At 26.0% G+C, this 14,362-nt stretch carries 15 protein-coding genes and 1 pseudogene; 15 read left to right on the forward strand and 1 reads right to left on the reverse strand.

The genetic code is table 11. The features are described from left to right. Window positions 1-222, reverse strand: a pseudogene (locus BMW96_RS02905) (aminotransferase); the annotation flags it as partial. A gap of 294 nt (window positions 223-516) precedes the next feature. On the opposite strand from BMW96_RS02905, the gene BMW96_RS14600 reads away from it, so the two are divergent. From BMW96_RS14600 to BMW96_RS02975, 15 genes are all read left to right on the forward strand, one after another. Next, the gene (locus tag BMW96_RS14600) at window positions 517-639 is read left to right on the forward strand and encodes a hypothetical protein (protein ID WP_257606856.1); all 123 of its coding nucleotides are present in this window, start codon (window positions 517-519) and stop codon (window positions 637-639) included. Window positions 640-767: 128 nt separating this feature from the next. Continuing rightward, the gene (locus BMW96_RS02910) at window positions 768-1,277 is read left to right on the forward strand and encodes a transcription termination/antitermination NusG family protein (RefSeq protein ID WP_228762312.1); all 510 of its coding nucleotides are present in this window, start codon (window positions 768-770) and stop codon (window positions 1,275-1,277) included. Between the two features lie 130 nt (window positions 1,278-1,407). Continuing rightward, the gene (locus BMW96_RS02915; RefSeq protein ID WP_092352330.1) at window positions 1,408-2,541 is read left to right on the forward strand and encodes a DegT/DnrJ/EryC1/StrS family aminotransferase; all 1,134 of its coding nucleotides are present in this window, start codon (window positions 1,408-1,410) and stop codon (window positions 2,539-2,541) included. Beyond that, complete coding sequence (locus BMW96_RS02920; protein WP_092352332.1) at window positions 2,541-3,221, forward strand: sugar transferase; 681 nt, start codon at window positions 2,541-2,543, stop codon at window positions 3,219-3,221. The genes BMW96_RS02915 and BMW96_RS02920 overlap by 1 nt, the downstream gene beginning before the upstream one ends. A gap of 1 nt (window position 3,222) precedes the next feature. After that, window positions 3,223-4,029 (forward strand): glycosyltransferase, encoded by an 807-nt coding sequence (locus BMW96_RS02925; RefSeq protein WP_092352334.1) that lies wholly within the window; start codon window positions 3,223-3,225, stop codon window positions 4,027-4,029. A gap of 3 nt (window positions 4,030-4,032) precedes the next feature. Beyond that, on the forward strand, window positions 4,033-4,452 hold the full coding sequence (locus BMW96_RS02930) for an FAD synthase family protein (RefSeq protein ID WP_092352336.1): 420 nt from the start codon (window positions 4,033-4,035) through the stop codon (window positions 4,450-4,452). Continuing rightward, entirely contained in the window at window positions 4,449-5,288 is an 840-nt protein-coding gene (locus tag BMW96_RS02935; protein ID WP_092352338.1) for a polysaccharide deacetylase family protein, read from the forward strand. The genes BMW96_RS02930 and BMW96_RS02935 overlap by 4 nt, the downstream gene beginning before the upstream one ends. Before the next feature lie 180 nt (window positions 5,289-5,468). Further along, window positions 5,469-6,293 (forward strand): LicD family protein, encoded by an 825-nt coding sequence (locus BMW96_RS02940; protein ID WP_092352340.1) that lies wholly within the window; start codon window positions 5,469-5,471, stop codon window positions 6,291-6,293. Beyond that, on the forward strand, window positions 6,290-7,090 hold the full coding sequence (locus BMW96_RS02945; protein ID WP_092352343.1) for a glycosyltransferase family A protein: 801 nt from the start codon (window positions 6,290-6,292) through the stop codon (window positions 7,088-7,090). Before BMW96_RS02940 ends, BMW96_RS02945 begins: the two co-directional genes overlap by 4 nt. Before the next feature lie 83 nt (window positions 7,091-7,173). Further along, complete coding sequence (locus BMW96_RS02950) at window positions 7,174-8,196, forward strand: acyltransferase family protein (RefSeq protein WP_092352345.1); 1,023 nt, start codon at window positions 7,174-7,176, stop codon at window positions 8,194-8,196. Continuing rightward, on the forward strand, window positions 8,174-9,424 hold the full coding sequence (locus tag BMW96_RS02955; protein WP_092352347.1) for an O-antigen ligase family protein: 1,251 nt from the start codon (window positions 8,174-8,176) through the stop codon (window positions 9,422-9,424). The genes BMW96_RS02950 and BMW96_RS02955 overlap by 23 nt, the downstream gene beginning before the upstream one ends. A 17-nt stretch (window positions 9,425-9,441) precedes the next feature. After that, window positions 9,442-10,251: a LicD family protein gene (locus BMW96_RS02960; RefSeq protein ID WP_092352349.1), complete on the forward strand. Its 810-nt coding sequence runs from the start codon at window positions 9,442-9,444 to the stop codon at window positions 10,249-10,251. 44 nt (window positions 10,252-10,295) lie between these two features. Beyond that, window positions 10,296-11,552, forward strand: a complete 1,257-nt coding sequence (locus BMW96_RS02965) for a glycosyltransferase (RefSeq protein ID WP_143050702.1) — start codon at window positions 10,296-10,298, stop codon at window positions 11,550-11,552. Between the two features lie 49 nt (window positions 11,553-11,601). After that, window positions 11,602-13,128 (forward strand): murein biosynthesis integral membrane protein MurJ, encoded by a 1,527-nt coding sequence (gene murJ, locus BMW96_RS02970; RefSeq protein WP_092352353.1) that lies wholly within the window; start codon window positions 11,602-11,604, stop codon window positions 13,126-13,128. Between the two features lie 190 nt (window positions 13,129-13,318). Continuing rightward, window positions 13,319-14,362: a nucleoside-diphosphate sugar epimerase/dehydratase gene (locus BMW96_RS02975; protein ID WP_092352355.1), complete on the forward strand. Its 1,044-nt coding sequence runs from the start codon at window positions 13,319-13,321 to the stop codon at window positions 14,360-14,362.

Below are 14,362 nucleotides of genomic sequence, written 5' to 3' on the forward strand. Positions count from 1 at the left end.
AGGTAAACCCTCTAATCCCCCATAATTACGACATTCTATATTGTCAATAGTACATTCTTTCATATCTAAAATAGACATTGATAAATCTAATTGTTCACCACATGGTTTACCACGTGACATATCAAGTTTTAGGTCTAATGCTTTAAACTCTTGATATCTTTGTTCTAATGATTTTTTTAAAGTTAGTAATTCATCTTTATTCATTTTTGTAAATGCTTTCATTAGTCTTCCCCCTATTGTTACACTGACTGAATGTATTTTACCATTATATACTATTTTTTCAAGATAAAATAATTAAAATTATGTTAATATTTGTCATATATATTAAAGAAATAAAATAAGAGTTTCTTTTTATTATAAAGTGAATTAAAAATTATTTATTATCTATAATATTTACATATTTTATTTTTTAACAAATATATCTATCTTTTTTTGAAAAATAATGATAAAATACGTATGTAACTATGAAAGTTTTTGTAGATTATGATATAAAGTAATTTTATGGTGATTAAGATATTGTTTTTAACAATTATGTTAGATTCTACAATGAAAACATTACAAGATAAAACACAAACTATTTTTATTTTAACTATTGAAGAAAAGAAATCTTTATTAAATGATAATCATTTAATAAAGTAATGATTAATTCTAGACTAATTGTTCAAAATAAGTAAAGAAGAATTAATTGAAAATAATATTAGCTTTTTTGATAATGTTTGTGATAAACTAATTAAAACTGCTTTGGAGGTAATGAGTAAATCATAGATATGATAGTTATGAAAGAAAATTGGTATGTGTTATTTGTATTAGTTGCAAAAGAAAAAAAATTGTGTTCAGTTTTAACGAAAAAAGGTTTAAATGCATTTATCCCACAGATGGAATATTATCGTAGAGATATTAAAGGTAATGCATTAAAGTCATTATTTCCAGGATATATATTTATCAAAAGTGAAATGAATCAGAGTGATTTTGATAATTTTTTATATAAATTAGAAGATCAAAGAGATGGTTTAATTAGACAACTTAAAAAAGATGGCATATCAGCTTTAAGAAAAGAAGAAATAGAGATGTTTAAAAAACTTCTTAATAATGAAGGTATCTTAGAAATGTCCCAAGCATTTATTGAAGATAAAAAAGCTGTTGTTACAAAGGGACCATTAATTTATTATCAAGATCATATAGTTAAAGTTGATAAACACAATAAATTAGCTTGTTTAGATTTAAAGTTTATGAATAGACAAATCCTAGTAGGATTAAATATTAAAAGCAAAATTTAATAAATGGAGCTGGTTTACCGCTCATTTTGTAATTTGAATATAGTTTTTCCTTGGGGTAGGGGGAATTGTATTCATTTTTATTATATATAAAACTGCATAAAGCAGTTTTTTTTATTATAGGAGGAATTATATGTCACATATTTTTTTAGCATCACCTCATATGAGTGATGAGGGTTATGAAAAAGAATATATTAAAGAAGCATTTGATACCAATTGGATTGCTCCACTTGGTAAAAATGTAAATGAATTTGAAAATGAAATAAAAGATAAATTAGGTGCTAAAGCTGCAGTAGCATTATCTTGTGGTACAGCTGCTATACATATGGCTATTAAATCATTAGGAGTAAAAAAAGATGATATTATATTTTGTCAAAGTCTAACATTTAGCGCTTCTGCTAATCCTATTACTTATGAAAAAGCAATACCTGTATTTATTGATAGTGATGAATCATGGAATATGTCACCAGTGGCTTTAAGAAAAGCGTTTGAAAAGTATAAAGATAATTTACCTAAAGCAGTTATTGTAGTTCATCTTTATGGATTGGCATCAAATATCAAAGAAATTAAAGAAATATGTAATGAGTACAATGTGTCTTTGATTGAAGATGCAGCAGAATCATTAGCAACAACAATAGATGGTAAGTATACAGGAACATTTGGTGATTATGGAATTATCTCATTTAATGGAAATAAGATTATTACATCATCTGGAGGGGGAATGTTTCTTGCAAATACTGATGATGCTGATGAAAGAGCAAAGAAAGTATTGTTTTGGGCAACACAAGCAAGAGAACAGGCAAGACATTATGAACATAAAGAAATAGGATACAATTACCGAATGAGTAACATAGTTGCTGGAATTGGTAGGGGGCAATTAAAAGTATTGGATCAAAGAGTGATTAAAAAAAGATATATCTATGAATATTATCAAAAGGAGTTAGGGAATCTTGAGGGATTAACAATGATGCCAAGAGATAAGTATAAGTCGTATTCTAATTGCTGGCTATCAACAATCCAGTTAGATGAAAACTGTAAAGTAAGACCATTAGATATAATAATAGCTCTAGAAGAAAATGATATTGAATCAAGACCGATATGGAAACCAATGCATTTACAACCAGTATTTAAAGATTATGATTATATTGATAATGACGCAACGTCTGAAAGATTGTTTAATAATGGAGTATGTTTGCCAAGTGATACAAAGATGAGTGATGAAGATTTAAATAGAATCTGTAAAATCATAAAAGGATTGTGGGAATAATGTATAAATTATTATTTAAAAGATTATTAGATTTTACATTATCGTTAGTAGCATTGATAGTATTATCACCAATAATGTTAATAATTGCAATAATGATAAGAATCAAATTGGGAAAACCAGTAATATTTAAACAAAAAAGGCCAGGTAAGGATGAAAAAATCTTTGAAATGTATAAATTTAGAACCATGAGTGACAAAAGAGATAGGAAAGGTAATTTATTATCAGATGAAGATAGATTAACAAAGTTTGGGAAATTATTAAGAGCAACAAGCTTAGATGAACTTCCTGAACTTTTTAATATACTTAAAGGTGACATGTCAATTGTTGGTCCTAGACCTCAGCTCGTTCGAGATATGGTTTTCATGAGTGATAAGCAAAGAAAGCGACATTCAGTTAGACAAGGACTTACAGGATTGGCACAAGTTAATGGTAGAAATAATATTTCATGGGAAGATAAAATAAATTATGATTTGAAATATATTGATAAAATAACGTTTATCAATGATTTTAAAATAATTATGAATACTGTTTTAAAAGTATTTAAAAGAGAAGGGGTTTCTACTGAGGGAATGGATACAGCAGAAGATTTTGGGGATTATTTATTGCGTTGTAAAAAAATTACTATTGAACAATATCAAAAGAAACAAAAAGAAGCTGAATTATTATTGGAGGATAAATAATATGAATTTCTCTGTAGCGATGTGTGTATATGAAGGGGATAATCCACTTTTTTTTGATAAAGCAATAAAAAGTATATTGGATAATACATTAATACCAGATGAAATAATTCTTATTGTAGATGGGCCAGTTTCTAAAAAACATGAACAGATTATTGATAAATATTTTAAAGAATTGACAGTTTATAGATTTAAAGAAAATCAAGGTCATGGAGTTGCTAGAAGAAAATCATTAGAATTATGTAATAATGAGCTAGTGGCATTAATGGATGCTGATGATATCTGTTTAAAAGATAGGTTTGAAAAACAAATTAATGTATTTAAAAATAATAGTAAGTTAAGTATAGTTGGAGGTCAAATAGAAGAATTTATAGATGATGTTGAAAACATTATAGGAAAACGAGAAGTACCTTTAAGTGATGATAATATAAAAACGTATATGAAAAAAAGATGTCCAATGAATCAAGTTACAGTTATGTTTAAAAAGAAGGATATTATTAAAGCTGGTAATTATTTAGATTGGTATTCTAATGAGGATTATTATTTATGGATTAGGATGGCTCTTAATAATTTGAAGTTTCAAAATATTGATGATACTTTGGTTTATGTGAGAGTTGGAAAAGAGGCGTACCAGCGAAGAGGTGGTAAAAAATATTTTTTAAGTGAATTTAGATTACAGAATTATATGTTAAAAAAAGGAATTATAAGTGTTCCTAGATGGATAATTAATGTAGCAGAAAGGTTTGTTTTGCAAATAGTTATGCCAAATAAATTAAGAGGTATAATTTTTCAAAAATTAGCAAGGAGATAAGAAATGAAAAAATATAAGATAGGGTATACTACAGGAGTTTTTGATTTGTTCCATATAGGCCATCTAAATATATTGAAAAAAGCTAAAGAGCAGTGTGAATTTCTTATAGTAGGTGTTACTACAGATGAGTTGTGTAAAAAAAGAAAAAATAAAGTACCGATTGTTTGTGAAAAAGAACGTATTGAAATTGTTAGAGCAATTAAATATGTAGATAAAGTAGTTGAACAAGTAGATATGGATAAATTAGCAATGATAAAAAGATATGGAGTAGATGTAGTTTTTGTTGGATCTGATTGGAAAGGAACATCTTCTTGGAAACAATATGAAAAAGAATTTGCTAAAGAGGATTGCGAGGTAATATACCTTGATTACACAGATGGGATATCATCTACAATTTTAAGAAAGAGACTAAATAGAGAATGATTTTTGTATATAGCAATTGGGAGAAGTTTTGTAATAAATTAGCAGAAAAAGGTTTAAATAGTGTTACAGCTAAGAGTATTACAGAAAAATCAATAGAAGGTAATTATATAGTTTTAAAGCATGATGTAGAAACTAATGTTTCTAGTGCCTATGAAATAGCAAAAATTGAAAATAAATATGGTCATTGTGGCAGTTATTATGTACAAGCATATTTGATGGAAGAACAAAAAAATATTTTGTTATTAAAAAAAATGGCAGCTATGGGTCATGAGATTTCATATCATCATGATGTTATGGATTTTAGTAAAGGAAAATTAGAAACAGCAATTAAAGAGTATGATAAAAATGTTGCGTTATTTGAAAATAATGGCTTTAAAATTAGAACAGTTTGTCAACATGGAAATCCAGTAATTGAGAGGGTTGGCTATAGTTCTAATCGAGATTTTTTTCGTAGCAATAGGGTTCAAGCACTTTATCCTAATACCTTAGATATTATGGTTAATTTTAAGGAAAAAATTAATACAGATTATGAATATTTTTCAGATGCAGGTAGAAAATTTAAAATGATTTATGATCCTATTAATAATGATATTATAAATTCAGATGATAAAAATATACCATTTGATAATCTAGATGATCTTTTAAAGTATATTAATGGGTTAAATAAATCAAGTATTATTAGTATTCATCCACATCGTTGGACTTCATCTGCTTGTATATATGTGATTAAAGATTTAATTTTTAAGATAATAAAGAAAATATCAAAATTATTATTACATATACCATTTATGAAGAAAATAATGGGTAAATATTATTACTTAGCTAAGAAAATATAAATTATTTGTTGAATATAAATAATATTTAATTTTTATATGAATAATATTGGAAGCTATAAACATAATATGAAAACTATAAATATATTTATTATTCATATCTAATTTAACTAAAGTGGAAAAAGAAGAATTGAAAAATATAGTAAAATTAGAAGGTAAAGAGGGGAGTTGTATTTTGAATATATGAATAAACAAACAGTTAGGGATGTTCAAGATAAAATACTCGAAACAATGGTGTTTATAGACAACATATGTAGAGAAAATAATATAACATATTTTATTATGGGAGGTACAGCACTTGGTGCTATAAGGCATGGTGGTTTTATTCCTTGGGATGATGATTTAGATATATTTATGACTTTTGAGGAATATAAAAAATTTAAAGATGTATTTGAAAGAAGAAATAGTGATAAATTTATGCTTCAAGAATGGAAGACTGTACCAAAATATTTGGAATATGCAAAAGTAAGAATGAATGGTACTACTTTTATTGAAAAGGCATTTAAAGATCGTCCAGATATGCATCATGGTATTTATGTAGATATTATGATTTTACATAAATGTCCCAATATATATTGGAAACAAAAATTGATTTATTTACAATCTAAGTTTGTTACTTTATATGGACTTTCACAGCGTGGCTGGAAACCTAAAGGAAAAACTCAAGCAATAGTTTTAAATTTATTAAAATTTTTACCTAAAAAAATACTTGCTAATTGGAGTTATAAAGGGATATATAAATATGATGATATGGAAAGTGAATTTAAATGGTGTTATTTTATTACACCTGCAAAATTTAAACAAGGAATTTTTGAAGACTATATGTTTCAAAATCCTATTGATATTAATTTTGAGGGACATAAATTTTTAGGATCAAAAAACATAAAAAAATATCTTGCATATCGTTATGGAGATTATATGAAATTGCCATCAAAGCAACAACAAAAAGCTGCTGTTCATGCCTATATTTATGATACAGAAAGGAATTATACTGAGTATATAAAATGATAAAATTTCAAATATTATGTGTTACTATGAATCAGACTGACTTTTCTAAAATAAATCAAATGAATATACATTCAGATGTAATATTTGCAAATCAATCAGATACAGTATCATTTGATGAGATGAAATTTGAAGGTCATAGTGCCAAGATGATTACTACTAATACTCGAGGTGTAGGTAAAAATAGAAATCTATCACTTATGTATGCAAGTGGGGATATTTGTTTGTTATCTGATGATGATATAAAGTATACTTCAACATATGAAAAAGATATTATTGAGGAATTTAGAAAACATCCTGATGCAGATATAATGATTTTTAATATAGATTCAAATGATGAAAAAAGAAAGCAAAAATATAATTCTAAAACGCGAAAATTATATTTTTATAATAGAATGCCTTATGGGGCCCCTAGAATTGCTTTTCGCAGGTCTTCATGGCAGAAAAGTAATGTATGGTTTACAACATTATTTGGAGGAGGGGCTAAATATACTAATGGAGAGGATTCTATGTTTTTGCATGATTTAAAAAAAAGCAAATTATCAATATATGTAAGTAGTGTTAATATTGGTATAGTTGATATGAGTGATTCATGTTGGTTTAAAGGAGCAAATGAAGAGTTTTATTTTAATAAAGGAGCTTATTGTGCTGCTTTACACTCATATACAAAATTTTTATGGGGATTATATTTTTGTCTTAGAGTGAAATCAAAATTAACTTTTAGTAAAAGAATAAATTATTTTAATAAAGGAATTATTGCTTATCAAAAGGGTAAAGAATGGAAAGATTTTATAAAGTAGTAGAAAAGATAAGAGTTTATTGCAAAATGGATATAAAAACAGATTGTTTGTAATAATGTTTATATAGTTAGGAGGAAATATATTTGAAATATGTATTTTTTTCTATTGGATTAATGTGTTTATTAATATTATTATTAGGGAATCTCGTTTTAATTATTAATAGAAAGAAAGAGAAATTATTTTATACGAATTTTTTATGCAAATATTCGATGACTGCTATAAAAGGAATGGCAATATTAATAATTATTATGGGACATCTAGGAAATATTTTTGGTGTACGAGTCTTTAATCCATTAGGATCGTGTGGAGTTGCAATTTTTTTATTTTGTTCAGGGTATGGTTTACAAAAATCATATTATAAAAAAAATTTAAAAAATTATTGGAAAAAAAGATTTTTTGCAGCATATATACCTTATATTTGTATAGAAATAATTTCGTATATATTTTTAGTTAAAGAAATATCGGCTTTAGAAATTATAAAAGATATTATTTTAATTGATACAGTTCACCCATTTGGGTGGTATATGCAGTGTTTATTTATATGGTATATATCATTTTACTTTTCATCATTATTAGAACAAAGGAAACAAGGGTTAAAGTATTGGGGATTATTTATTACATCATTATTGTTATTTATATTTATGAGAAGTTTATTTAAACAACAGGCAGTTTCTTTTGTTTTAGGTGTTTGGATGGCAAGTGATAATAGTAAATATAAAACTGATTCTATAAATATAGGAATTATTTTAGGTATATTAGGTGTTGCTTTACTTGGTATTAAACAAATTGCAATTATAAGAAACTCATCATGGATAATATTTTATGCTGTAGAAATGTTCCAATGTACATTATTGGGAATGGCAATTATTTTAATTGTAGATAATCTTGTTAAAAATAAGAGGGAAATAATTTCAAGATCTCTTTATTGTATAGGAATAATTTCTTATGAAATTTATTTGATACATGCATTTTTATTACCTCAATATCCTTCGTATCATGGAATTTTTATATTTTATGTGCTAACATTACTATGTTCTTTATTTATGTATGTAACAAATAAATTAATTAAACGGAGTTGTAGATATGAAAAAGTCAAGTCTATTTAACAATAGTATAAAAAAAATACATATGGTATTATTTGTTTATTGGTTTATTTTGGTTATTTGGCAAAATATTCGTTCAGGTGATAATCGTTCTGGTATGGATGTAATAATAAAGGTATCACTATTGTTATTTTTGGTATGCTGTTATTTATTTAAGTCTCATAAAGTTAATAGAAATGCTTTGCTTATTTCTTATATTTGGTTTTTTTGTTATTTAGTCACCTTTTTTAAGGATAAGTCAGGATTTAATTTAGGAATAATGATTCCATATATTTTTCCAGTATTGTTTTTTTTCTTAACATTTGCAATTGGGCATAAATTTGAAATAACAAAAAAAGAATTGTTAGTTTTTCTTAATTGTAACATAGCAATTGTTTTATATATGGTAGTTTATGCATTATTATTTTGTTCAGATCAATTTTTTAATGCGTTTTCATTGCAAAGTGCATATGGAAATGAATTATCTTCTTTTCTTGTAAGTAATATGGAATATGGAATGTATCTTTTATTTGGAATAATAGCATGTATAATTTGTTTGGAATTAAATGAAAAATTAAATAAATTTCAAAGAATGTGCTACTATTTTATAGTAGTTTTGTTTGCTATTAATTTAGTATTAACTTTTTCACGTACATCTATTATTGCTTTTATAGTTTTAATGTTATTATATGTGTTTTTTGCTAAAAGTAAAAAAACTAAAAAGATAATATTATTTTTGTTTGTTATTGCAATAGCTGCTATTTTTCTTTTACCATCTTTACAAGAGTTTTTTGTGGATATTGTATTTAAAGGTAATGCAGATAGTGGACGAAGTGAGTTGGCAAATATAGGTTTGAATATTTATCAAAGTTCTTCATTGGATAGAAAAATATTTGGAAATGGATTTTCAAATGTTAGTGATATGATTGAATTATCATCAATCCATAGCAATACACATAATGGTTATATTCAAGTGTTATTAGCAACAGGGATATGTGGTTTAATTATTACTGTTGGAATATTAGTTGTACAGTTTATTATTAATTTAAAATTTATTCAACAAGCTAAAAAGTATAGTTTTTTATTAATTTTGTATGCAGGATCTGTCCTGATAGCAGCAGTATATATGATGACTTCAACATGTACTATATTTTATTCTAATATAGATGCTTATTATTTGACTATAATGGCATTTATTATTCCAAAATATGTTCGAAATGCTATAAAGGCTGAAACATTTGATGAAAAATAAGTGTGGGGGAAGAATAAATGAATAGTGATGAATTACGAAGATTGCAACTAACTGAATTGGAATTATTGATTGATTTTGATAATTATTGTAAAAAGCATGGGTTGAGATACTATCTTATAGGCGGGGCGTTACTTGGAGCTGAACGATATAATCATTTTATTCCTTGGGATGACGATATAGATGTTGCTATGCCACGTGAAGATTATGAGTTATTTCAGCAAATATGGAAAAAAGATGCGATGACTAAGTACTTTTTGCAAAGTAGTAAAACAGATCCTTTATTTGCTCGTGGAATATTAAAATTGCGAATTAAGGGAACACATATTATAGAAGAAAGTTGTAAAAATATAAAATTTTTAAATGATGGAATCTATATAGATATTTTCCCAATTGACTTTGTTGATGAAAATAAAGGGAAAAAAATGGAAATGAAAGGGAAAAAAATTCGCTTTCTAGCAACTATGAAAACTATTAAATCTGGTTATGACAATAAAAGATTTAGATATATAAAAAAAATTATCTCTATATTTTTAAAGTTAGTTCCAACAAGTTATCTTGATAATAAATTAGAAAAGATATGTACTGAAGAGAATTCAAAAAAAAGAAAGTATGCAGTATTATTTTTACATAACTATGGTTGGAAAAAACAAATTCATCTAGCAAGTATTTTTGAAGAGGGAAGTACATGTATATTTGAAGGACATATATTTTGTGCCCCAAAAAATAAAGAAGCATTTCTTTTAAAGGTATTTGGTAGTGATTATTTAGTTGAACCTCCAAAGGAATTACAGAAGCAGCCACACAAGTATATTGAGATTAAATTTTAACTAAATATTTGATATTTATTAAAACGAAGTGAGGATAAATTAAAATGAGTACATATAAAAGAATACTTATAGTTTCAAATGAATGTTTCTCATCATCATCTTCAAATGGAAGGACATTGATGAATTTTTTTAAAGATTATGATAAAGAAAGCATTGCACAGTTTTTTTTGCATGGAACTCCTGATCAAAATATTTGTAGTAATTATTTCCAAGTTACAGATACTGATGCAAAAAATGCTTTTTTAGGGCGTAAAATAGATAAGAAAAAGAAAGTAGTATCTAAACATAGTAATAATAAAGTAATTAGGAATTGTAGGAATCTTTTAATTAGAGATATAGTTTGGAGAAGTTATAGATGGTGGAGTAAAGAATTAGATACATTTATCTCTACATTTAATCCTGAATGTATTTTATTACAAGCAGGGGATTCTCCTTTTATGTTTCATATAACAAGAAAGATTTCAAAAAGATATTCTATTCCGATTATAATATATAATAGTGAAAGCTATGTTCTTAAAGAGAAGTTATATAGTAGAGTAAAGAAAAATTCGTTTTTTCATAAATTATTACAATATGAATTAAAAGGCCAATATAAAGCAATTATGAAAAAAGCATCATATTGTATATATTCAACAGAAGCATTAGAACAAGATTATCAAATAAAGTATCCTCATCCAGGAAAAAGTAAGTCTTTGTATGTATCTAGTTCTTTAAAACCTGCTGTTGTATGTGATAAAAAAGAAAATGATCAATTTCATATTTTGTATTGTGGAAATCTTGGTGTTGGGCGAGCTGAAATTATTGTAAAAATGGCAAACGTTTTTAATGAAATTAATAAAAATATTAAATTTATTATTTGTGGCAGTTTTCCTACTGATGATGATTTAAAAAAAGCATCTTCTATACCTTGTGTAGATTATAGAGGAAGAGTATCTTATCAAGAAGCTTTAGAATTGATGTCATGTTGTGATTTATTAGTACATTGTGAAAATACTAATAGAGTGGATAATTTATATTATGCTTTTTCAACAAAGATTGCAGATTGTTTAGCATTAGGAAAACCTTTTTTAGTTTATGCTTCAGAAAAATATCCATTTGTTCAATATTTACATAATAATAAAGCTGCTTATATTGCGCAAACTACTGAAGAATTGAATGAAATAATTAATCAAATGTTAATTGATAATGATTTCAAAAATAAGTATATAAATAATGCAATTTTACTCGCTAAGAAAAATCATAATATAGAAAAGAATTCTGAGTTAATGAAAAATATAATAGAATTTGTTGTAAAACAATAAAGATAAAGTTCATAGAAATAGGTTTTAATAAATTATTTGGAGAAGAAAAATGAGTATATTTCAGAAAGTTAAAAAAAATGTTGGCTCACTTATGCTGATTATTGTTTTTTCTAAATTGATAGGAATGTTTAGAGATGTTGTACTAGCAAATTGTTTTGGAACTTCTAATGTAAGTGATGCATATTTAATCGCTATTTCTGTACCTACATTGATTTTTTATTTTATCGGACATTCTTTATCAACAGCTTATATTCCAATGTATAATAAAATAAAAAGTACAAAGGGAGAAACTAAAGCTCATGATTACACAAATATTATCATAAGCATTGCTATGGTTATATGTACAATTATAGTTATTATTTTATTAATTAGTCCTGATTTTATGGTTAAACTTTTTGCTGCTGGATTTGATGATGCGACAACAAATATAGCATCTTATTATATAAGGGTAAGTGCATTTAGTTTATATTTTATGACATTAGTTAATGTATATGGAAGTTACTTACAAATATATGAAAATTTTGTTGTACCAGCAATGGTAAGTGTACCACGAAATATTGTTATAATTTTGTCAATAATATTTGCATATTATTTTGGAATTGAGTTTTTAGGTTGGGGAATTTTATTTGCATATGTTGCAGAGTTTATATTTTTATTGCCATTTGTAAGAAGAAGCGGATATAAATTTAAAATAAAGATTAATATAAAAGATGAAGAGGTTATTGAAACATTTCGTATTATTACACCAATTTTAATAGGTGTTAGTGTTGGACAAATAAATAAGATTATTGATAAATCGTTAGCTTCAATTCTTATAATAGGAGGAGTATCAGCGCTATCGTATGCTTCTATTATAAATAATGCTGTACAAGAAGTACTGGTAACAGGAATTATTACAATTTTGTTTGCTAGTTGTTCTGAATTAGTTGCACAAGGAAAACATTTAGAAGTAAAGAAAAAATTATCAAATACCATAGATACTATGATTTGTTTATTAATTCCTGCATCTATTGGAGTTATATTTTTAGCTGAGCCTATAGTTAAAGTTATTTTAGGTAGAGGAAATTTTGATGGTAATTCAATTGCTTTAACAATGAGTGCATTGAGATGTTATACAATTGGTTTAGTTTTTCTTGCGATAAGGGATACTATTGTAAAGGTTTTTTATGCATATAAAAATACAAAAATTACAACTATTATTTCTACTACAGCTATTGGAATTAATATAGTTTTTAATATTATTCTTTCACAAATATGGGGAATAAATGGATTGGCATTAGCTACTAGTATTTCAGCAATATTTAGCTGTGTTACTCTTTATTATTTCTTAAGAAAGAAAATTGGTGATTTTAATTTAGTTAATACTTTAGTTGTTTCAATAAAAAGTATAAGTTGTAGTGTTTTAATGGGATTAGTGGTAATATTTTTATTTAGAATTATTGAAACATTTTCATCTACAGTAATAGCATTGATTATATCAGTTAGTATTGGTATTTTAATATATTTTATTTTAAGTGTATTGTTTAGAGTACCTTTGGCATTGAATTGGGTTAGAAAAATAACTAAAAGGATATAGATAAGAAATTAAAATTACTATTTGTCTTGTTAAATAAATTCTAAGGAATATCATTAGAAATAGTGTAGAAATTATAATATGTTTATTAAATTTAATTATTTATTATGAATTTCAACTAATTATGTAGTTAATACTTAGATACTAGCTTTTTAACAATATATATTGGATATAAGAAAAGAGGAGTTTAAAGATGAGTGAATTTAAAGATAAAACATTGCTGATTACAGGAGGAACAGGATCATTTGGTAATGCAGTATTAAACAGATTTTTAGAAACAGATATCAAAGAAATCAGAGTATTTTCAAGAGATGAATTAAAACAGGATAATATGAGACATGAGTATCAGGCTAAATATCCTAATGTTTTTTATAAGCTTAAATTTTACATAGGTGATGTAAGAGATATTAATAGTATAAAAAATGCTATGTATGGTGTTGATTACGTTTATCATGCTGCTGCTTTAAAGCAGGTACCATCTTGTGAATTCTTTCCAATTGAAGCAGTTAAAACAAATGTATTAGGAACAGAAAATGTATTAACAGCAGCAATAGAATGTGGAGTTAAAAGAGTAGTATGCTTAAGTACAGATAAAGCAGCATATCCAGTAAATGCAATGGGTACAAGTAAAGCAATGATGGAAAAGGTAATCGTAGCTAAAAGCAGGACAGTAGATCCTAAGAAGACAAGTATCATGTGTACAAGATATGGAAATGTACTAGCATCAAGAGGCAGTGTTGTACCACTTTTTATTAATCAGATAAAAGAAGGTAATCCTTTAACATTAACAGAGCCAAGTATGACAAGATTTGTCATGACATTAGAAGAAGCGGTAGACTTAGTACTATTTGCCTTTGAAAATGGAGAAAGTGGAGATATATTCGTACAAAAAGCCCCAGCCTGTACAATAGAAATCTTAGCTAAAGCGGTAAAAGAGTTATTCAAAGCAGATAATGAAATAAAAGTAATAGGAATCAGGCATGGTGAAAAGATGTACGAAACATTGCTTACTGATGAAGAATGTGCAAATGCCATAGATTTAGGAAACTTTTATCGAGTACCATGTGATAAAAGAGATTTAAATTATGATAAATATTTCGTTGAAGGAATAGAGAAGAACAGATTGACACAGTTTAATTCAAATAATACTAAGCTAATGAATGTAGAAGAAGTAAAGAATAAGTTATTAGAAGTAAAACTTGTTCGAGAAGAATTATCAGGCTGGGAGAATAGATAA

Origin of the sequence: Thomasclavelia cocleata, assembly GCF_900102365.1 — a bacterium.
GTDB classification, from domain to species: Bacteria; Bacillota_I; Bacilli_A; order Erysipelotrichales; family Coprobacillaceae; genus Thomasclavelia; species Thomasclavelia cocleata.